We start from the raw sequence: 21,337 nt of genomic DNA on the forward strand, positions 1-21,337 counted from the left end.
TAACTGACCACCACGGATAAATTCAGTTCTCAGCTTTTTACCTGCCAACCACCACCTAGCGCCTTGTAAATGGCAATCAGGTTCAGCACGGCACTGATTTCACTTCCGGCCAGAGTATCTTCGGTTTCCAGTAAAGTTCGCTCGGCATCCAGCACATCCAGAAAATCATCATAGCCTTCATCAAAACGTTGTCGTGCCAGCTCGGCAGAATGTTGGGCTGACTTTGCCGCCTGTTGCAGGGTCGCCCGGCGTTCCTCTTCGCGGGCAAAATCACTGACCGCAGTCTGTGTTTCTTCCAAAGCCGCCAGTACCGTTTTGTCGTAGTTCGCCAGTTGGGCGAGACTGCGGGCATCAGCCTGATCGATACGGGCACGAATGCTGTCACGGTTGAATACCTGCCATTGCAGGGAAGGACCCAGTGAACCAGCTAGCGCCGAAGTGCCGAAGCTGCTGAGATTGGTGGCGACAAAACCCAGCGAGCCAAGCAGGCTGACTTTCGGGAACAGATCAGCAACAGCGACATTATAAGCCGCGACACTGGCCGCCAGATTGCGCTCTGCCGCGCGAATATCAGGACGTCGTTTGAGTAATGACTCAGCATCACCCACAGCCAGCGTCACCGGCAATTCAGGCAGTGGCGCTTTTTCTGATAATCGCTTACGCAAGGCGTCCGGTACCTGTCCTGTCAGCACTGATAAACGATTGATGGCGGCAGATACCGCTGCCTGCAGCGGGGGGATAGTCGACTTGGTGAGGGTCAACTGGGTTTCAGCTCGGGACACATCCAGCGCTGTAGCGCGACCATTATCCAGGAGCACTTGCGTCAGTTCATAGGTTTCAGCCTGGTTGCTCTGGTTACGCTCGGCAATATCCAGCCGGTGCTGGGCACCGCGAAGTTCGATGTAGGCTCTGGCAACCTCTGCAGCAATGGTGACATAAATCTGCTGTAAATCCGCTTCGGCAGATTCCGTCAAAGCCTGCTGTGCTTCAACCCTAGATGATACACGGTTGAACAGATCCAGTTCCCAACTGGCATCAAAGCCCGCCTGGAAACTGTTATTGGTTCTGGGCAGGTTGGTCCCATTGGAGCTCTCCTGCGAATTCAGGTTACGCGAGGCATCGCCGGTGGCATCGACAGCAGGCTGACGGTCATAACCGACTTCACGACGCAAAGCCCGGGCTTCCTGCAGATTGGCGTAGGCGATCCGCACATCCGGATTAGCATTGAGCGCGGTGTTGACCAATTCGGTCAGCAGGGGATCATTAAATTCACGCCACCAGTCGGCAACCGGTTTTTTGTTGGCCTGAACACGATCATTACCGGCCTGTTGCAGTTCAGTTTCCGACACCGCCTCGGGCGTTTCCGGTGCCTGATAATCGCGAAATGAGGCGCAGCCGCCGGCTGCCATGAGAACCCCGATAAGTAGCGCTAGTAAAGGTCGCTTTGTCATTAAACAGACTCCGAAGACAGGTTATCCGAGGTCTTTTTGACCCGAATCAGTGCCAGTTTGCGGCACAACACATAAAACACCGGCGTGAATATCAAGCCGAAGGCGGTCACACCGAGCATGCCGGAGAACACGGCCACCCCCAGCGCCTGGCGCATTTCCGCACCGGCACCGGTGGCAATCACCATCGGCACCACGCCCAGAATGAAGGCGAAGGAGGTCATCAGAATCGGGCGCAGGCGAAGCCGCGCCGCTTCCACCGCCGCCTGCCACATATCACGACCCTGATCTTCCAGTTCGCGGGCAAACTCGACAATAAGAATGGCGTTTTTAGAGGCCAGCCCCACCAGGACCACCAGACCGATCTGGGTCAGGATGTTGTTATCCATACCGGCCATATAGACGCCGGTAATGGCCGACAGCAGACACATCGGCACAATCAGAATAATGGACAGTGGCAGCGTCCAACTCTCGTACTGGGCGGCCAGCAGCAGAAAGACAAACACCACCGCCAGCACAAAGGCGAGGACCGCCGTATCGCCGGTCGATTTCTGCTGATAGGCAATCTCTGTCCACTCATAACCAATGCCGTCAGGCAGGATCTGCGCGGCCAGATCTTCCATCGCGTTCAGCGCTTCACCCGAGCTGTAGCCGGGACTGGCACTGCCCATTACACCGGCCGCCGGATACAGATTGTATCGCGGCACACGGGAGGGGCCAGAGGTGTTTTCCACTGTGGCAAAAGAGCCAATCGGCACCATATCACCGTTGTTATTGCGCACCCGGATTCGCAATGCATCATCAATGCTGAGGCGTTCTTCGGCTTCCGCCTGCGCTGTGACCCGGAAAGTTCTGCCCAGGTAATTAAAGTCATTGATATAGACCGACCCGATAAAGACTTCCAGCGCTTCAAACACGTTATCCACCGGTACGCCCAGACGCTCAGCCTTATTGCGGTCAATATCCAGGTAAAGCTGTGGATTATTGGTATTGAAGAAAGTAAACGCTGCTGTCGTGGCCGGACTGTCAGGGCTGTTGGCAGCCGCTGCCATATCTTTGGCTGCCTGTTCCAGCACAGCCAGACCGCGCCCACCCTGGTCCTGTAACATCATTTTAAAACCACCGGCATTCCCGATACCGGGAACAGGCGGTCGCTCAAACACGGCAATCTGAGCATTTTTGAACGAGCCCGCAACAGCACGCATATTGTCCAGAATGCTTTGATATTCAATGCCTTCAGCGAGCCGCTTATCAAATGACTCGAGTGGCGTGAAGATGACCGCGGCATTGGATTGCAGCGTACGGGTCGCGCCGGAGAAACCGGTAAAACCCACCGTATTGGCAAGGCCCGGCACCTTCAACATTTCGCTACTAACGGCCTGGACTACCTCATCGGTTTCAGTTAGAGACGCACCTTCCGGCAGCGTAATCGCAACAATCAGCGAGCCCTGGTCCTGTGATGGAATAAAGCCTGTCGGCACACGGTCGAACTGAAACGCGGTCAGCGTCATCAGACCGCCGTAAATCAGCAGCATGATAAAGCCCATGCGAATGGTTTTGCCGACAAACCAGCCATAACGATTCGACAGCCCGTTCATGCCTTTATTGAAACCATTAAAGAAGGCTTTGACCGGTGACTTGTACCATTTGACCGGTTTGTGGTCATGCGGCTCCACCTTCATCAGTATGGCGGCCAAAGCAGGGGACAGGGTCAGCGATACTGCCACCGAAATCATCGTGGCCACGGCCACGGTGAGACCGAAAGCCTGGTAGAATTTGCCCGAAATCCCCTCCAGGAACAGGGTTGGCAGGAACACCGCGACCAGGACCAGTCCCATCGCAATCAGCGCGGAACCGACCTCATCCATCGTTTTACGGGCGGCATCACGGGGTGAAAGACCATTGCGCAGGTTGCGTTCCATATTTTCTACAATGACGATGGCATCATCGACCACGATACCAATCGCCAGCACCAGACCGAACAGGGTCAGGTTATTGAGCGAATAGCCGAGCGCCGACATCACGGCAAAGGTCCCGATCAAAGACACCGGAATCGCCACAATCGGAATAATGGCAGCGCGCCAGGTCTGCAGAAACACCAGAATGACGATCACCACCAGGAACACGGCTTCATACACGGTCAGTTCAACCGCTTCAACCGACTGTTCAATAAACTCGGTGGGGTTATAAGCAAACTCGTATTCGATTCCGGGCGGGAAATCCTTGGCGATATCGATCATTTCAGCCTTGAGGGCCTGGGTGGTAGCAATCGCATTGGATCCCGGACGCTGGTAGATAGGCAGCGCCACGGCCGGTTTTTCACCCAGGTAGCCTTTGGTGACATACTCCTGAGCACCGAGTTCAATACGGGCCACATCTTTCAGGCGAACAATCCGGCCTTCCTCGGCTTTCACGATAACTTCCCCGAACTGTTGCGGGGTTTCCAGCCGGCCCTGAGTCTGCACAATGTATTCGTAGTAGTTCTGTTCCTTTTGCGGTGCACTGTTGAGCGTGCCACTGGCAACCTGCACGTTCTGACTCCGGAGGGCATTAATGATGTCGCCGGCCGCGATATTATAGGATTGCAGCAATGCCGGTTTCAGCCAGATCCGCATCGCATAATCAGCAGCACCAAATACCCGGACCTCACCGACACCTTCAATCCGGCGCAGGCGATCACGAACATTAAGCACGCCATAGTTAGCCAGGTAGTTCTGGTCATAAGTGCCATCCGGGGAGGACATATTGACTACCAGCATCAGATCCGGGGTGTTTTTACGGGTTGTCACCCCCATGCTACGGACGACTTCCGGCAAGCGCGGTTCAGCAATCGCCACCCGGTTTTGAACCAGCACCTGGGCGGTATCCAGATCCGTACCCAGTTCAAAGGTGATAGTGAGGGTCATACTGCCGTCGGCTGAAGCCTGTGAATGCATATAGAGCATGCCTTCGACACCGTTCACTTCCTGCTCAATCGGTGTGGCTACCGTTTCTGCCACCGTTTCGGCGGTGGCCCCCGGGTAATTGGCCGAAACCTGGATGGTGGGGGGAGCCACTGAAGGATATTGCTCAATCGGCAGGGTAAAAAAGGCCATCGCACCGACGATCACGGTCATGATAGACATCACCGTGGCAAATATCGGTCTGTCGATAAAAAACTTGGGAAATTGCATAAAAATTCCTTATTCCTGATCCGTCCGTTGCTCAGAACCTGTACCTTCCGCCTGCACCAGGGTATCGGGCTCTTGCCACGCTAACTCAACAGGATTAGGAGTGACGGGCTGGTCCGCCTGACGGATCCGCTGAATGCCGTTAATCACCACGCGTTCATCGCCGCTCAATCCCTCGCTGACCACAATCAGATCGTTATCCAGAAGGTTGCCGATCTGCACATACTGCCGCTGTACGATGTCTTTACTATCAACAACATAGACGAACTTTTTATCCTGGTCGGTATTGATGGCCTTTTCCGGCAGCAGAATCGCTTCGTAATTGGCCCTGCCCAACAGACGGGCACGGCCGAACAGGCCCGGGTAGATAATGCCGTTGTCATTGTTGACGGTGGCGGTCGCCTGAATGGTGCCGGTGGAATTATCAACGGCATTGTCGACAAAGTGCATCTTGCCCTGGTGGTAGAATTTATCTTCATCCAGCAGTTTGATGTAAATGGGATTCGGCGCGGAATCGCTGCTTGGACGTTGACCGGCCCGATCCAGACGCAGATATTTGAGCAGATCAGTCTGCGAGCCTTCAAAGCGGAAATGTATCGGATTGGTGCTGACGATGCGGGTTAATACCGTTTCGTTTTCTTCCACCATATTGCCGACATCCACGTAACTGTCACTGACCTTGCCATCAATCGGCGAGGTGACTTCGGTAAAGGCCATTTGCAAACGTGCGTTGTCCAGCGAAGATTTGGCAATCTGTAACTCCTGAAAGCGCCGATCAGCTTCTTCCTGAGAAATCGCCCGGCTCTCACGTAGATTCTGGGCGCGTTCCCATTCTTTCTGTGCCAGTTGGTGCTGTGCTTCTATCCGCTGTAGTTCATAGCTGAATGGGCGCGGGTCAATGACGTAGAGCACATCGCCTTTTTTGACCATCTGTCCGTCTTTGAATCTTTTTTCCACCAGATAACCGGTGACGCGGGCACGTAATTGCACATCGTTGATGGCTTCAAAACGCCCTGTGAACTCATCCCAGTCGGTCAGCGTCTGTTTTAAAGGTGTCGCTACATCCACTTCCGGCGGCGGGGGTGGACTTGGGGCAGCGTCGGCATTCTGTGTGCTATCCGTGCAGGCTGTGGAGGCCAATGTCATTAAAAAGACTAAAGCTGAAAATGAAAGTCGCATGCTTAAACTCCATGGCAGATTGCGTCTAATGAACGCATACATTTATTAAAATCCGGTTAATTGATTGGCCCTGGCCAGGAAAAACAGACCTGCTGAATGCTGTGCCCGAGGTCTCAGGCCGTCATTGGGCTGAGGAAAGTGATTAGCATTGTAGGTGGATGCGCAGAGACAAGCTTGCCCAAAACTACAGGCTTATTGATTGATTCTCGTTAACCCAGGCTTTTTTTGAAACGGCTTCGCTGCCGGAATGAGGCTGGGCAATGCGCGCTTTTTCAGGCTATTCAGGCGCATTGTATAAGTTGCTTTTAAACAAATACGGACTGCCGAATAAGCCAAGTACTGTCAGCAGAAAGGCACCCGCTGAAAGCACGGCAGCGGAGGGATAAATAAAGTCACAAATTGACCGCTGAAATTTGCTTTGGTGTTACACAATCATATGGCTTAAAAGTGAAATGCTCGGATCAAAGCCTCAAGCCGTTTGCAATCGACGCCACCGTCAGCAACGCCACGTCAATGGCGAGGAAGAGCAGCCCGTTCAGCGTTGCTCACGCCCATGCGGCTGATTCAGATCCAGTACCGGCCCGGCAGGCACAATCCCGGTGGGATTAATTGTGCCGTGGCTGCGGTAGTAATGCTGTTTGATATGGGCCATATTGACGGTGTCGGCGACACCCGGCCATTGATATAACTCACGTAGGTAGCCTGACAGGTGGGGATAATCCGCAATCCGCCGCAGATTGCATTTGAAGTGGCCAACATAGACCGGATCAAACCGGAGCAGGGTGGTGAATAGGCGCCAGTCGGCTTCCGTCAGTTGATCGCCGACCAGATAGCGCTGCTGTGACAGACGCTCGTCAATCCTATCCAGGGCTTCGAATAACGGTATGACGGCTTCTTCGTATGCTTCCTGCGTGGTGGCAAAGCCGGCTTTATAAACGCCATTATTGATCCGGTCATAAACCTCATCATTAATTGCATCAATCTCTGACCGCAGTGCTTCAGGATAATAATCACCGGCTTCGGCGCCCAGCCCGTCAAAGGCTGTGTTGAACATACGGATAATCTCGGCAGACTCATTATTCACAATCGTATCCTGCTGCTTGTCCCACAGTACCGGCACGGTCACCCGGCCGCTAAAGTCAGGCTGAGCAGCGGTATAGATTTGATGCAGGAAGTCGGCATCGTGGACTGGATCGGCTATCACGCCGTCTCCGCTTTCAAAAGTCCAGCCATGCTCTCCCATGTACGGATTCACCACCGATAGTGAAATTATTGATTCCAAACCTTTCAATTTACGGAATATCAATGTCCGGTGGGCCCAGGGGCAGGCCAGTGAGACGTAGAGATGATAACGATCCTTTTCTGCTTTAAAGCCAGCATTGCCGCTGGGGCCGGGCTGACCGTCCGGCGTCACCCAATGACGAAACTGGGATTCACTGCGTTTGAATCGGCCCTGATTGGATGCCGTGTCGTACCAGCGGTCATACCACTTCCCGTCAATAAGCAGTCCCATGAAACGTCTCCTGTTGATCAATATAATGGCTAATCTGGCTATTAGTTGCGGCGAAGGTTCCAACAGACCAGTCCAGAACTTTACTGTCATACGAGGATTGGGCAGAGTGGGCGTGAACTTGTGGACCCGATTTACTTCAAACACACAGCAACACTGGATACCGCATGAAAAAAAGCTTAATTGCGCCACTCTCTCTGATTCTATTGCTGACAGGCCTTTGCCTGGTCGCGGCATACTACGTTCAGGACTTCCGTTTTGATGCCTCGGAAGACACGCTGGTGGCAGAGGGCGATCCGGAGCTGGCCTATTACCGTGATGTTAGTGAACAGTTTGGCGGCGAAGGCTTCCTGGTGCTGACCTATACGCCCACAAACCAGCCTTTAATCAGTCCGCAGAGCATTCAAAACCTGCAGCAGTTGGTCGGTCAACTGGAGGAAATTGATGGCGTCAGTAATGTGGATTCAATGCTGGAAGCGCCGTTACTGCAAAGCCCCCATGTGCCGGTCTCGGAACTGGCAACAGGCTTTCGCACACTGCTGTCAGATGATGTGGATTTAAGCCTGGCCAGAGAAGAGCTGACGCAAAGCCCGTTATTCCGCAATCTGTTGATATCAGAAGAGGGTCAGACTACCGCAATCCGTATTCAGTTAGAACCGGATCACGCACTCGCTGAAATTAGAGAACAGCGTCGTGCGTTACGGAAGATTGAGAACCCAACAGAGGAACAACAGCTTCAGCTGGCCTCGGTCGAGGAGCGCTATCAAAAAGTCTACAGCCAGCATCTACAGGACAGGGAACAGTTAATCAGCCAGATTCGGGCGGTACGAGACAACGTAAGTGATGATGTGAAAGCCTATCTCGGCGGGATTCCGATGATTGCCGCCGACATGATCAGCTACGTGAAGCAGGATGTGGTGATTTTCGGCAGCATTGTGATTGCCCTCATTTCTGCGATGCTGTTCTGGCTATTCCGACAGTTACGCTGGGTGTTATATCCGCTTGCCAGCACCGGCGTGACCATTTTTCTGACCACAGGTATTCTGGGCTTTTTACAGCAGCCGACCACGGTCGTTTCCTCCAACTATATCTCTCTGCTAACTATTTTCAGCATCTCCTTTGCGATTCACCTCATCGTTCGTTACCGCGAGTTGGGAAGCAAGAACCCAGACATGCCGCATCAGGCACTGGTGATCGAGACCATGAAAGATAAGCTGGCCCCCTGTGTTTATATGGCGCTGACCACCATGGTGGCATTCGGCTCATTGGTCACCAGTGATATCGTACCGGTGATGGATTTTGGCTGGATCATGAGTATCGGCATCCTGGTGTCATTTCTGGTGACGTACGCTTTGTTCGCCGGCATTTTACTGCTGCTGCCCAGAGCGGGTGACCATGCCCGCCTTCATGATGAACCACATCTCACCCATTTCCTGAGCGGTCTTGCCGTGAATCGTACCCGCCTGGTGTTAATCCTGATGCTGATTGTGTTTGTTGTGGCAACGCTCGGTATCGGCCGACTGAGCATGGATAATCGCTTTGTCGAATACTTCCGTGATCACACCGAAATTCATAAAGGGCTCGAATTTATTGATAAGAATCTGGGTGGCACCATGCCGATGGATATCATTCTCCAATTCCCGCCTTATCAAGAACCGGAAGAGGAGGAGACCAGCTTCTTCAGCACTGGTGCAGAAGATAGCAACGCCAGACTCTACTGGTTTACCCCCAACAAGATTCAATATTTGCGTGAGATGCATGACTACCTGGAGCGTAAAGAGGCTGTCGGTAAAATCATCTCGTTGGAAAACCTGGAACAGGTGGCACAGACCTACAATGATGGTGAGCCCCTGGGGCCGGTTGAGCTGGTTACGGCCATCAAAGCCATGCCTGAGCGGGTTTACCATGATCTGATTGAACCCTACGCCTCCCCCGAGACTGGCATGATGCGTATCACCCTGCGTCTGCATGAAACGGTGCCTGATTACACGATTGAGGGGCTGATTGAAGATATCGAACACCATGCGGTGAACGAACTCGGTTTTGCAGCAGAGGATGTTCGCATCACCGGCATGGCAGTACTGTTCAACGGTATGCTGCAGCACCTGTTTGATTCGCAGACATCCACCCTGGTATTTGTGATTATCGCGACATTGATCATGTTCATGCTGTTGCTGCGTTCCCTGACGCTGGCCGTACTGGGTTTGATTCCCAATGTGCTTGCCGCAGCGACTGCGCTTGGCCTGATGGGCTACCTGGGCATCCCGCTGGATGTGATGACGATTACCATTGCCGCGATTATTATCGGTATCGGGGTCGATGATGCGATTCATTATCTGCATCGCTTCCGGAAGGAATATGCGGCCAGCCATAATGTCCGAACTGCTGTCAGCCAGAGCCACCAGAGTATTGGCAATGCGATTTACTACACCTCGGTGACGGTCATTATCGGTTTTTCAGTGCTGGTGTTTTCCAATTTTATTCCCAGTGTCTATTTTGGTTTGATGACGGCACTGGCCATGATGCTGGCGCTGACCGCCAATCTGACCATTCTGCCTGGACTGTTGATTCTCGCTTACCAGTCAAAAGATAAGCAGCGAACTCAGGCCAGCGAAAACTGACTCATTCATTGAAATACCAACTACGGAAAAGGGATACCTTACTTATGCAACACAGCACGTTTTTCCATTGGATTTTAGCGACATACCTGCTTTTCTTTGCGTTCACTGTCAGCGCAGAGCAGGGTCATAACAACCCGAGAGACATCATCCAGGCATCCACGACTGAAGTACTGGATATTATCAAAGAGCACCAGACGCTCGACGAAGGCCAGATGACGCAGGAGATGGCGGATGATCTGTTTCAGGTACTGGAACCGATTGTGGATTTTGATGCCATTGCTCGCGGGGTCATGGGCAAGCACGGCAAAGCAGCGACACAGGAACAGAAGCAAGCCTTTTCGGAGGCCTTTAAGCGCAGCCTGTCAAAGCTCTACATGAAAAGCTTTCAAACCTTTGAAGTCAAAAGTATCGAAGTCCAGCCCCTGCCGGCGGATTTCAATCCGCAGCGTGATAACCGGACCTATATCAAAATGAAGGCAGAAGCAGGCAACAACCGAATTTATTCAATTGATTATGCCCTGGGCCGAAAAGACAGCAGCCAAGCCTGGCAGGTGCACAATATTATTCTCGACGGGGTCAACCTGGGTATGGTGTATATGAACCAGTTTGATGGTGCTGTCAGTCGACATGGCAGCGTCGAAGCAGCGATAAATAACTGGTCAGCGGATGAAATCAAGGGTGTCGACGAGCTGTAATAAGGTGCTTAACACGCATATCCTGGCAACCGCTAGGGTTGCAGATAGTCTGCAATCTGCTGCGACAGTTTATCGAGATTCTGCCCCAGCGCTCTGACCAGCGCTGGGTAACCTGACTCCTTGAGTGCTGTCTCCATCTCAAAGCGCTGGATGTGCTGGATTTCACCTTGTTGATTTTTCAGTTGCCATTGTCCGCTGGTCAACGCCAGACCATCATAGCGGCCATGAAATCCATGAATATCGATAGATAAACGTAAATCAGCCGGAGTCTGAGGTCTTACCACTGTGTAGGGCTGTGACTGAAGATTCAGACGTGCCTGCAGACCACGGTTGATTTGCCGGCGTAGATCTTCAGCCCAGACATGGTTTTTTGCCTGATTCAGGGTAATGTCGTCCAGTTGCAACACCAGTCCCGATTTATTCAGAAAGTCAGCCAACTGTACGTCACTGATTTGCAGCAATTGCATTTTCCCCGGCTTATCGGCTGACTCAATCTCGCCGCTCGGTCCCGGCAGGAAATAATGTTGCTTGTCCATAGTCGGCTTGGCACAGGCCGACAATAGCAGAATGAACAAAACGCTTAGATAAGTTTTCGGTGTCATCACAGTAAAATCGATTCCTGATTAGGGTGTGGCTGCCGGTGGCTGTGGGTCATTAGTCGCCGGTGGATTAAAAATCAAGGCATTAGGCTGCTCACCCAGGGTTCGTGCCAGAGGTTGCAGGTCCCGCAGCAGGGTTTCCAGGGTTTGCAGTGTTTGGTTCAGTTCCTGGTAGGTCTGCGACTCCGGTGACAGGCCTTCAATGGCTTTTCGCAGCTCAGTCAAAGTCTGATTGATATTGGTCGGGACCTGCTGAATTTCCGGATTATCCAGCAAATCCTTAACGCTGGCAGTAAGACTGCGGACTTCCCGCAACAGGGATTCGGACTGCTGCATATTATTGTCCATCCCTTTCATGATTGGCTCGATCTGCAGTGCATTGAGTTTATCCAGCAGACTGGATACCTTCAGCTCAATTTGCGCCAGCCCTGTCGGGGTAGTGGGGATCACAAGCCGTTTCTCAAAGGTTTCCAGCTTCCTGTTTTCGTCTTGGTCACGCTGAAAGTTGAGATCAACAAATAAGGCTCCAGTAAGCAAATTGCCGGATTTCAGCGTGGCATGCAGGCCATTCTCCACGATGTTTTTCAATCTTTCACGCCAGGACGCCAGGTCGACTTTTTCCTGACCACCAAGACGCTGCGGCTCAATACTGATCAATACCGGGATGGCAAAGTTTTCACGAATACGTCGTTCCGGTGAGGTAAAGCGCCAGGGTACTTCCTTGACCGTGCCAACACGAAGACCACGAAATTCCACCGGTGCGCCTTCACTGAGACCGCGCACCGTGTCTTCCACCAGCAGCACATACTCCAGTGAATCGCTGAACAGTCCCTGACGGGCTTTTTCTTCGTCCGGGAATAGTTGAAAAACCTGCTCCTGTTCTACAGGGCCTGCCGGCAAGTCTTCCAGAATGCCGAAAGTCACGCCACCGCTCAACAGGGCTTCCAGTGAAGCGATATTGACCTCAAATCCGGTGGAGCTCAACTCCAGGTTGACACCTTTGGCAGACCAGAATCGGGTATTAGCGTTAATCAGGGCATCATAGGGCTGCTCTATAAACAATTGGTGATTGACCTGCAGGGCGGCCTCATCAAACTCGGCACTCTCAACACGTCCCACGGTGTAACCCTGATACGTCACCGGGTCGCCCACCCGCAGAGAATTTCCCAGTTGACTGACCAGCTTGATTCGGATCCCTTCATTGCCATCCAACGCCACCGGTGGCTGCTCAAGTACCTCAAATTTTCGCCGTTGTTTCTGTGACTGGCCGGGATGCAGTTGGATATAAGCACCGGACAACACGGTGCCGAAACCACTGATGCCCTCACGGCTGATACGGGGTTTCACAACCCAGAAGCGGGTATCTTCAACCAGCACTTCCTCGGCATCGTGGTTGATGCGGGCCATCACCAGGGCCTGACTGAGATCATCGGATAATTTCACTTCTTCAACCTGGCCGATATCAACATTGCGGGTCTTGATTCGGGTTTTACCGGCCTCAATGCCTTCAGCGTTGGAGATAGTCAGGGTGATCAACGGACCGGTGTGTAGATAGTTGTCGACAACCAGCCAGGCACCTATCAGGGCTGCCACAACAGGAATGATCCAGATAGGCGATAATCGTGAGGCCCTGACAGTCGTCGCTTTGTGTAAATCGCTGTTGTGTGGCTGGTCGGTTGAACCGTTTTCACTCATGCAGTGGGTCCTTGAAAGCGTGGTTTCTGTGTTCAGTGGATTGATCCCAAATCAGTCTCGGGTCAAAACAAATGGCAGCCAGCATAGTCAATATTACCACCAGGGCAAAGGCCAGTGCAGCCGGACCGGGTGTGATGGACATCAGGTTGCCGGCACGAATCAGCGCGACCAGGATGGCGACGACAAACACATCGACCATGGACCAGCGACCGATAAACTCCACAACACGGTAGAGTCTGATACGACTGCGATACGTCATCTCACTGCTTTTGCCAACACGAAGACACAGCCAGCCCAGAGCCAGTATTTTGCCTACCGGGACGATAATACTGGCGGTGAAGATGATCAGGGCAATCGGCCAGGAGCCACCATTGATCAGGTCGACAACACCACCAATAATCGTCTGTGGCTGCGTCTGTCCCAGCCGGGTACTATGCATAATCGGGTAGACGTTGGCCGGCACATAGAGCACACAGGCGGTGAGCAATAAGGCCCAGGTGCGCTGCAGGGAGTGGGGGAGCCGGGGGCGTAGTCGCTCACCACAGCGTTCGCAGTGAGCCTGTCCCTGATTCGGCAGTCTCTGCAACAGGCCACAGGTGCTGCAGCCGGTCAGCTGTTGTGAGGCCGCTGTTATTCCGGTTTGTGTTCCCTCGGGTGCCGGTGGTTCGCCGGCAATCGAAAACCACAACCAGTCATCATCAACCGATCGGGTCGTCATCAGCAGCAAAATGGCAAAGCTGCAAAAGGCCCAGAAGCCAGCCCCGAGCGTCACATCAGCGGACCCAGACAGCTTAAACAGGCTGACCAGCGCGCCGATGATGAACACATCCGCCATCATCCAAGGATGCAAATGTTTCAAAGATCGGGCAATAACCCGACTCATTGGCTGTGGTTTCCCCCGCAGCAAACCGCTTTGCAACCAGATCACTGCTAGCAGGTACAACGCCGGCAAAATCACGATAGTCAATGACACCAGAATGGCCATCAATGGCTGTTCAAAACTCAGTAACTGCGTGGCTGTCTGGCTGAGCTGAATTTTCTGACCGATGCCCAGCGCATGAAAACTGACAAAAGGAAAATAGACCGCCAGCATTAACGCAATTAAGGCACTGATGGCCAGCGCCATACTGCGTTGCGCCGGGCGGAAATGTCGTCGCGCCAGCGTGTGATGACAACGGGGACATGTGGCAAGCTGATTGGGCTTGAGTGCCGGTAAGGCCACTACCCAGTCACATTCCTGACAGGCACGTAAACGCCTGCGCCGCCCCCGTGATTCAGGAGAACCAGGCTCGACAAATTGAAAGGTCTTAAATCGTTGCGCTCGCTGCAAATCAAATGTCCATGCGGCTTATGAGCGAAAGCTCAAGTGTCAGGGATAAGGCTTTATGGATAAGTACGCTTGTCGTAATGTTATCAGTGGACTATCAATTGTTCATATCCGAAAATTGGGTACGTAATCCACAGCAGGACTGAAACAAAAAATGCGGGCTTTAACCCGCATTTTTTTATCGATGCGGTGCTGGCGTTCAGTCTGCCCGTTTTTGAAAACTGAGCGCGTAAGCCGTGGGTCTTGCAAGTAAAACCGGATCATCAGAAGCCGAGATGCCATCGGTCAATGCCAGCGGATTGAACAGGGTGTTTTTGGCATATTCAGCGCCATTGTCCATGATGTTCTGAATTTCAAGTGTACCCAGTTCGATGATTTGTCTTTCTTCCGGCCAGACCACGGTAGGATCATTTTTAATATCGTCCTCACTCGCAATCTGTAGCGAGATTGTCATCACGGCTTTGCCTTGTTCAAGCCGGCTTTTTAATTCAGTGGAGAGATAATCCGGCGCTGCCGATTCGCGTGCGTCTCTATCCAGAAACTGTGAACCATTAACCGGCTCTACCAGATAACGCCCGTAAACGCGCTCACCATCAGCATTAGTGAAAATAAGGGCATTCAGACCATGATAGTTTTGTGTGGTAAAGCTTTCTGGTGCGGGTTTGTCCAGTTCAACAAAGCGTTTGGCACTGGGATTGTTTTCAAGAAAGCGGGCAATCGGCGAAGGGGTGGCATCACTGTCACGGGATGCTTTAATCGCTGTCAGTAACTCAAGAAATTTTTCCGGCGTACTGACCGGGAATCGATTGACGGATAACAACACCATATCAGTCTCATCCCCGTCTTCGAGTAAAAAACGAATAGCCATCCCCTTGGGAAAAGCTTCGCCAGACGCATCATGAATTTGCGGGACACCGGTCGCATTTGAAAACCTGACGACAACATCAGTGGGCGTTTTTTGGAAATGGGGTGCTGTGGTGATCTGGCTGGCCTGAGACGATGGCGTAAAAATGCCTTCAGCCACAATGCCCTCTGCGTGATTAACCCGCTCACCTTCATGGACCACCTGACAGGGCCACAAAGGTATCGACGATGTTGGCATGGGCACTTTCTGCTAATGCCAGTCCCGGCAGAAAAGCCATAAAACAGATACCTATCCAGCCAGACAACTTACCTATCTTATTTTGATTACGCATAGAGACCTCTCAAATAAAAGCCGGCATTCAAACGGCAGAATTAGCGGTTTAGCCATTGCAGAATAGCATTATGTCAATCTGACCGTTCATTGCTGAATTAAGCACGAATGACACAGCCATATTCATCCAGAATAGAGATGATTGATGAATTTTTTGTGATCGCGCCTTTCCGTTTATGCCGTATCAGGTCTGATGTCAATTTATGGCTGCGCCGACCGACGCTCAGCACGTCGATGAGCCAGAATATACAGCGCCGGTAACACGACCAGCGTGAGTAAGGTCGACGAGATTATGCCCCCCACGACCACGGTGGCCAGAGGCCGCTGTACTTCAGCCCCTGTACCGGTATTGAGCGCCATGGGTAAGAAGCCGAGACTGGCCACTAATGCGGTCATTAAAACCGGTCGTAAACGCTGCATCGCTCCACTTCTTACCGCTATCAAGAGGTTTTCCCCTTTCGCACGCAGTTGGCGGATGAATGACAGCATGACAATACCATTGAGCACGGCAATGCCTGACAGGGCAATAAAGCCGACTGCTGCGGAAATCGACAGCGGCATATCTCTGAAAAGCAGAGACAAGACACCACCGGTTAGTGCCAACGGTATACCGGTAAACACCAGCAGCGCGTCTCTAAGTGATTGAAAGGCGCTAATCAACAGGCCCAGAATCAACAGCAGGGTGACCGGCACCACGATTGATAGCCGCTGCGTGGCGGACTGCAATTGTTCAAATGTGCCGCCATAGTCGACCCAGTAACCCGCCGGCATCGATAACTGCTCATTAATCGCCGTTTGAACATCACTGATAAAGGAGGCCAAATCACGTTGGTTGACATTAGCCGACACCAGCACATGCCGTTTGCCATTTTCCCGATTGATTTGATTTGGACCAATAACTCTCTTAATGGTCGCAATTTCACCCAGAGGCACATAGGACAAATCAGGCTCATCACTATCTGGCAGTGCTACGGGAAGCTTTGAGAGGTACGCAATGTTTTCACGCTTTTCATCGGCCAGCCTGACAATCAGATCAAAGCGTTTATCGCCCTCATAAATCAAACCAACCTCACGGCCACCAATCGCAGTCTGAATAGTCTGCTGCATATCATTGATAGTGAGGCCCAGGAGGGCGAGATGATCACGATCAGGTTCGATGGCGATCATCGGCAGACCGGTAATAGGCTCCATGCGGACATCGGCCGCCCCCGAAACACGCTTGATGATATTAATGGCTGATTCGCCGATTTGATTAAGCTCATCCAGATCATCGCCATAAACCCTGACAGCAACATCCGCTCTTACACCCGCAATCAGTTCATTGAAGCGCATCTCAATCGGCTGGGTGAATTCGTATTTATTGCCGGGTACAGCTTCAACTGCCTGACGTAACTCATCCAGAAACGCCGCCTTGGTTTGAGTCGGATCGGGCCAAGCACTGCGTTGCTTGAGAATGATATAGGTATCCGCGACATTGGGTGGCATAGGATCAGTGGCAATATCGGGGGTACCTATTTTTGAGAACACCCGCTCAACCTGTGCAAATTCACGAATCACGCTTTCCAGCTGGTTCTGCATATCAACAGATTGTTCCAGGCCTGTGCCGCTGATTCTCAGCGCATGCATGGCAATATCACCTTCATCCAGTTTAGGCAGAAATTCCGCGCCCATACGCGTGGTCAGACTGGCCGTCCAGATGACGAAAATCAATGCAGACAGTGTCACTACCAGCGGCAGACGCATAGCCAGAGACAGAAAAGGCCGGTAGGCAAAACGTGCACCGCGCATCAAAATATTTTCCCGGTGTCGCACTTTACCCCTGACAAAAATCGCCAGTGCCGCCGGTACAAAAGTCACAGCAAAGATTAATGCCCCGGTGAGGGCCGCCATGACGGTAAATGCCATGGGCTCAAACATCTTGGCTTCAACCCCGCCCAGTGCAAACAGGGGCAAATAAACCAGCATGATTATCAGGACGCCGAAAACTGCCGGATTAAAGACTTCACGCGTGCTTTCTGTGACTTCCTTTAAGCGCTCCTGCAGGGTCAATAAGCGTCCAAGTCGCTCCTGCGCCAATCCCAGTCTGCGAAGTCCATTTTCAACCACGATCACCGCGCCATCGACAATCAGACCAAAGTCGATCGCCCCCAGGCTCATCAGATTGCCCGAAACCCGGTTATTGACCATGCCGGTTACCGCAAACAACATGCTCAAAGGGATGATCATGGCAGTGATAAAGGCTGCCCGGAAGTTGCCGAGCAGAGCAAACAACACCACGATGACCAGTAAGGCGCCCTCTAGCAAATTTTTCTGTACGGTGGCGATAGTCTCTTCGACCAGGGTGGTGCGGTTGTAGACCGCTTCGGCTTTGACGCCCTCAGGTAAGCTGCGGTTAACCGCCGCCAATTTCTCAGACACGGCTTCAGCCACAACCCGGCTGTTTTCACCAATCAGCATAAAAGCGGTACCCAAAACGGTCTCCTGACCATTCTGGGTCGCTGCACCAGTGCGAAGTTGCTTGCCCAGCATCACTTCAGCGACATCGCCCACAGTGATGGGCATATCATCACGCTTGGCAATCACCACTTTGCGAATGTCATCCAGGGTTTTGAGCTGTCCCGGCGAGCGAACCAGCCACTGCTCACCATAACGCTCTATATATCCGGCCCCGGTATTTTGATTGTTCTCCATCAGCGCCTGAGACACGTCGGCCAGCGTTAGTTTGTAAGCCAGTAATTTTGCCGGGTCCGGCGCAACCTGGTACTCACGCTCATAGCCACCGACACTGTTAATTTCGGTAATGCCAGGCACCGTGACCAGTTGCGGCCTGATGATCCAGTCCTGGATGGTTCTCAGATCTTCGGCGTTGTAGGGCTCACCGTTTTCTTTAACCGCATCTGCTTCAGCGCTGATTGCATAGGTAAAAATTTCGCCGAGACCACTGGCGACTGGCCCCAGTTGTGGCTCGGCACCGGCGGGTAATTGACCGCGTATGGATTGCAGACGCTCACTAATCTGTTGTCTTCCCAGATAAATATCGGTGTCATCCTCAAACACCACCGTCACTTGAGACAGACCATAGCGTGACAGGGAGCGGGTGTATTGCAGATCCGGCAGACCGGCCATAGCGGTCTCAATCAGGTAAGTGACACGCTGTTCCGCTTCCAGTGGCGAATATCCAGGCACCTCCGTGTTGATTTGCACCTGCTTATTGGTGATATCCGGTACTGCATCAATGGGCAGTTGATAAGTGTTGTAAACACCCAGCCCGGCGATCAGCAGGGTCAACACCAGTACCAGCCAACGCTGATTTATCGCGAAGCGAATAATCGAATCAATCATGGTTCGCTCCTAATGGCTGTGGCTGGCGCCATCTTTCAGGACTTCGGCCTTAAGCAGATAGCTGTTTTCAATGACATAGTCGGTGCCGGGTTTCAGCCCCCCAGTGACTTCTACATACGCTTCATCCTGACGGCCAAGCTGCACCATCCTGACTTCAAAGATATTGCCAAAACGGGCAAAGACCACCGGCATGTCACGGTAGGTCTGCAGCGCTGAGCGTTTGACAGCCAGCGGCACTTCGAGTTGTTCAGTGACAACGCTGGCAATCACATGCATACCGGGCCGCCAGTTGCCATCGGGATTGGCCAGTGTCGCCCTGGCACGGGCAATATGCCCCCCGGTCATCTGGGGTGAGAGATAATCGAGTTCAGTTTCTGCCATTTGCTCGTCATGAAGATCACTGACTCTGACCTTCATGCCTTTGGAAATAGCCTCGATATCCTGGGGAAACATCGACATTTCTACCCAGACTTTGGAAAGGTCACTGACTTCGACCAGCGTACCCATATCGCTATGGTCGCCTTTTTTAACAGGACGCAGCGTCACCTCACCCGCAGCCGGGCTGGTCACGGCATAAGTCTGCAGGGTCTGCTGGTTGAGCACGGTCAGCAGACGCTGACCTTTTTTAACCTGGTCACCGGTATTGACCAGCACCGACTGGACAATACCGGGGTAGGGCGCATGGACATGAAACACCCGGTCTTCGGCTTTACTGATAATGCCGTAGACGGTGTTGGTCACTGTCAAAGTCTGCGGGCTGGCGGTGTCTGTTATAACGCCCGATAAGGCCAGCAATCTGTCTGTGATTTCTGCACGGCCCTCATAACTTTCAAAATGCCAGTGATGCTCCTCATCCTGGTAACGGGCAGTGACCTCGACTTCAAATGAATGTGGCTCTCTAACCTCCTGGTCTCCCAGCAAATAATCGGATTCAGGCATAAAATCAATCAGATCCTGATCACCGCCGGTCCGGTTTAAAGTCACGGTCATATTAATCTTTTCAGGATCAATCGCTGTACCGTCCGGCTGATAAGCATAAACCCGCATCTCCGGTGGAATACCGGATTCAAAAATGCTGAGTTCCAGGTTCAAACTGTCACTCTCCAGCAGACGCCCGCCATGGGGACCTTCCGGTGGTGCTTCATGCCCGCTGTCATCATGACCGTGGCCGTGACCGCCGGCAGCGAAAGCAGTGGTATGAATAAAAAAAGTGAATATCAAAAAATAAAATTTCATGGTGCTTATTCCTTGTCAGCAGCGTCGCTGGATGAGTGGTTAACCAGACTCATGCCACTGAGCCGTTCCAGTTCCAGAAACTGCAGATGAACAGCGTACTGGGCTTCGATAATGTCCCGCTCGATAGCGTAGAGCTCATCCTGGGCATCGACCCATTGCAGGACGTTGTAAATACCGAGTTGGTAGCCGCGTTCCACTTCGTCGAGTAATGAGTTCGCCACAGGCTTAAGGTCCTGATTAAGGCGATTTTCCTGCTCGATATTGTTTTGCATTGCCGCCAGAATGCGACTCAGCGCAATCTCCAGCCGGTTTTTCATCAACGTTTGATGCGCCAGTTTTTCCTGATACCGGGCCTGTGCGGCGGCGATGCTGCCCTGATTTTGATCATTCAGTTGCAAGGGCATGGAGAAATTGAATACCAGCGCCAGATCATCATTGCCCTCAAATCGTCTGATACCGGCACCCACCGTGACATTTGAAGTACGCTCAGCTTCAGCCAGCGCCAGTCTCGCCTGATTGATCCGGGCCTGTGCCGCTAAAAGCAGATAATCCGGCGTTTTAACTAAAGCCGCTTGAAGTTCATTCTCATCCGGTAGACGGGGGAGCTTGGCGAGTTTGCCAGCGACAGCCTCGAAATCCGGCGCCTGTACCCAATTGGCAGCCAGCATTCTCAGCGCCTGTTCATGCTCTGCGAGAAGCGTTTGTTGCTTGGATTCAGATTTCGCCAAACGCAATTGCATACGCATCAGATCGGCTTCACCGACCACACCGGCATTGGCGCGTTTTTGAATGACTTCTAAAGCCGCCTTTTCGCTGACAATCCGCTGTCGGTTCCAGTCCATAAGGTGCTGTAAACGCAGTGCAGCATAATAATCTCGCAGGGTAGCCGCCACGACATCGAGACGTTTGACTTCATAGTCGTGTTGTAACTCAGCCGACTTGCGGTCAATGACATCGACCCGACGCTCACGCTTGCCACCCAGTTCCAGTACCTGACTTAAAGACAGCGTCAGTTCATGCCCCGCAAGAAAGCGGCTATCACCGGTGCCCATCACATTTTCCAGGCTGGCGCCCAGCGTTGGATTGGGTCTCAGGTCCGCCTGCAGCGCTTCACCCTCGAGAGTGCGCACATGGTAAGGATAAAGCTCTAACTGCGGACTGGCTTGCAGCGTTCGTTTTACCGCGGTTGACGGCTCAATAGCCAGTGCTGAGCCTGAACTCAGCAGCCCGGTGACGACTGCCAGCACCGGCATGGCGGAGCGGCATAATAAATTCAACAATTTCATGATCAAATCCCATAGCAAATTCACACGCAAAAGC

The 21,337-nt window shown here is 52.5% G+C and carries 14 protein-coding genes; 2 read left to right on the forward strand and 12 right to left on the reverse strand.

Going from position 1 to position 21,337, the window contains the following annotated elements; translation table 11 throughout:
• Positions 1-29: 29 nt before the first annotated feature.
• The 4 genes from OMQ46_RS04740 to OMQ46_RS04755 all read right to left on the reverse strand — a co-directional run bounded on the left by OMQ46_RS04740 (position 30) and on the right by OMQ46_RS04755 (position 7,310).
• Complete coding sequence (locus OMQ46_RS04740) at positions 30-1,451, reverse strand: efflux transporter outer membrane subunit (protein WP_266235400.1); 1,422 nt, start codon at positions 1,449-1,451, stop codon at positions 30-32.
• Complete coding sequence (locus tag OMQ46_RS04745; protein ID WP_266235398.1) at positions 1,451-4,621, reverse strand: efflux RND transporter permease subunit; 3,171 nt, start codon at positions 4,619-4,621, stop codon at positions 1,451-1,453. The genes OMQ46_RS04740 and OMQ46_RS04745 overlap by 1 nt, the downstream gene beginning before the upstream one ends.
• A gap of 9 nt (positions 4,622-4,630) precedes the next feature.
• On the reverse strand, positions 4,631-5,797 hold the full coding sequence (locus tag OMQ46_RS04750) for an efflux RND transporter periplasmic adaptor subunit (RefSeq protein ID WP_266235397.1): 1,167 nt from the start codon (positions 5,795-5,797) through the stop codon (positions 4,631-4,633).
• Positions 5,798-6,332: 535 nt separating this feature from the next.
• A complete protein-coding gene (locus tag OMQ46_RS04755) occupies positions 6,333-7,310 on the reverse strand; it encodes a glutathione S-transferase family protein (RefSeq protein WP_266235395.1) in 978 nt (325 codons plus the stop codon).
• Positions 7,311-7,474: 164 nt separating this feature from the next.
• Here OMQ46_RS04755 and OMQ46_RS04760 point away from each other — a divergent pair, with 164 nt between their 5' ends.
• Together OMQ46_RS04760 and OMQ46_RS04765 are read left to right on the forward strand one after the other, a co-directional pair.
• The gene (locus tag OMQ46_RS04760; protein ID WP_266235394.1) at positions 7,475-9,928 is read left to right on the forward strand and encodes an efflux RND transporter permease subunit; all 2,454 of its coding nucleotides are present in this window, start codon (positions 7,475-7,477) and stop codon (positions 9,926-9,928) included.
• A gap of 44 nt (positions 9,929-9,972) precedes the next feature.
• Positions 9,973-10,623, forward strand: a complete 651-nt coding sequence (locus OMQ46_RS04765; protein WP_266235393.1) for an MlaC/ttg2D family ABC transporter substrate-binding protein — start codon at positions 9,973-9,975, stop codon at positions 10,621-10,623.
• A gap of 32 nt (positions 10,624-10,655) precedes the next feature.
• Here OMQ46_RS04765 and OMQ46_RS04770 read toward each other — a convergent pair whose 3' ends face one another.
• The 8 genes from OMQ46_RS04770 to OMQ46_RS04805 form a co-directional block, all read right to left on the reverse strand.
• Positions 10,656-11,225, reverse strand: a complete 570-nt coding sequence (locus tag OMQ46_RS04770; protein WP_266235392.1) for a PqiC family protein — start codon at positions 11,223-11,225, stop codon at positions 10,656-10,658.
• A gap of 21 nt (positions 11,226-11,246) precedes the next feature.
• Complete coding sequence (gene pqiB / locus OMQ46_RS04775; RefSeq protein WP_266235391.1) at positions 11,247-12,917, reverse strand: intermembrane transport protein PqiB; 1,671 nt, start codon at positions 12,915-12,917, stop codon at positions 11,247-11,249.
• Positions 12,910-14,247, reverse strand: a complete 1,338-nt coding sequence (locus OMQ46_RS04780) for a paraquat-inducible protein A (RefSeq protein ID WP_266235389.1) — start codon at positions 14,245-14,247, stop codon at positions 12,910-12,912. The genes pqiB and OMQ46_RS04780 overlap by 8 nt, the downstream gene beginning before the upstream one ends.
• A 196-nt stretch (positions 14,248-14,443) precedes the next feature.
• Positions 14,444-15,346, reverse strand: a complete 903-nt coding sequence (locus OMQ46_RS04785; protein ID WP_266235387.1) for a catalase family peroxidase — start codon at positions 15,344-15,346, stop codon at positions 14,444-14,446.
• Positions 15,300-15,440 carry a hypothetical protein gene (locus tag OMQ46_RS04790; RefSeq protein WP_266235386.1) on the reverse strand — a complete coding sequence of 47 codons (141 nt, stop codon included), beginning with the start codon at positions 15,438-15,440 and terminating at the stop codon, positions 15,300-15,302. The genes OMQ46_RS04785 and OMQ46_RS04790 overlap by 47 nt, the downstream gene beginning before the upstream one ends.
• Before the next feature lie 200 nt (positions 15,441-15,640).
• The gene (locus OMQ46_RS04795; protein ID WP_266235384.1) at positions 15,641-18,781 is read right to left on the reverse strand and encodes an efflux RND transporter permease subunit; all 3,141 of its coding nucleotides are present in this window, start codon (positions 18,779-18,781) and stop codon (positions 15,641-15,643) included.
• A 9-nt stretch (positions 18,782-18,790) separates the two neighbouring features.
• On the reverse strand, positions 18,791-20,017 hold the full coding sequence (locus tag OMQ46_RS04800; RefSeq protein WP_266235383.1) for an efflux RND transporter periplasmic adaptor subunit: 1,227 nt from the start codon (positions 20,015-20,017) through the stop codon (positions 18,791-18,793).
• 5 nt (positions 20,018-20,022) lie between these two features.
• Positions 20,023-21,303 (reverse strand): TolC family protein, encoded by a 1,281-nt coding sequence (locus tag OMQ46_RS04805; protein WP_266235381.1) that lies wholly within the window; start codon positions 21,301-21,303, stop codon positions 20,023-20,025.
• Positions 21,304-21,337: the final 34 nt, after the last annotated feature.

The sequence above is a fragment of the Methylophaga sp. OBS1 genome, assembly GCF_026319365.1.

Coding starts and splice junctions, on each gene's coding strand:
- OMQ46_RS04785 (WP_266235387.1), bottom strand. CDS start 15,346: ATGCCAACATCGTCGATACCTTTGTGGCCCTGTCAGGTGGTCCATGAA.
- OMQ46_RS04755 (WP_266235395.1), bottom strand. CDS start 7,310: ATGGGACTGCTTATTGACGGGAAGTGGTATGACCGCTGGTACGACACG.
- OMQ46_RS04745 (WP_266235398.1), bottom strand. CDS start 4,621: ATGCAATTTCCCAAGTTTTTTATCGACAGACCGATATTTGCCACGGTG.
- OMQ46_RS04750 (WP_266235397.1), bottom strand. CDS start 5,797: ATGCGACTTTCATTTTCAGCTTTAGTCTTTTTAATGACATTGGCCTCC.
- pqiB (WP_266235391.1), bottom strand. CDS start 12,917: ATGAGTGAAAACGGTTCAACCGACCAGCCACACAACAGCGATTTACAC.
- OMQ46_RS04805 (WP_266235381.1), bottom strand. CDS start 21,303: ATGAAATTGTTGAATTTATTATGCCGCTCCGCCATGCCGGTGCTGGCA.
- OMQ46_RS04760 (WP_266235394.1), top strand. CDS start 7,475: ATGAAAAAAAGCTTAATTGCGCCACTCTCTCTGATTCTATTGCTGACA.
- OMQ46_RS04770 (WP_266235392.1), bottom strand. CDS start 11,225: ATGACACCGAAAACTTATCTAAGCGTTTTGTTCATTCTGCTATTGTCG.
- OMQ46_RS04790 (WP_266235386.1), bottom strand. CDS start 15,440: ATGCGTAATCAAAATAAGATAGGTAAGTTGTCTGGCTGGATAGGTATC.
- OMQ46_RS04800 (WP_266235383.1), bottom strand. CDS start 20,017: ATGAAATTTTATTTTTTGATATTCACTTTTTTTATTCATACCACTGCT.
- OMQ46_RS04765 (WP_266235393.1), top strand. CDS start 9,973: ATGCAACACAGCACGTTTTTCCATTGGATTTTAGCGACATACCTGCTT.
- OMQ46_RS04795 (WP_266235384.1), bottom strand. CDS start 18,781: ATGATTGATTCGATTATTCGCTTCGCGATAAATCAGCGTTGGCTGGTA.
- OMQ46_RS04740 (WP_266235400.1), bottom strand. CDS start 1,451: ATGACAAAGCGACCTTTACTAGCGCTACTTATCGGGGTTCTCATGGCA.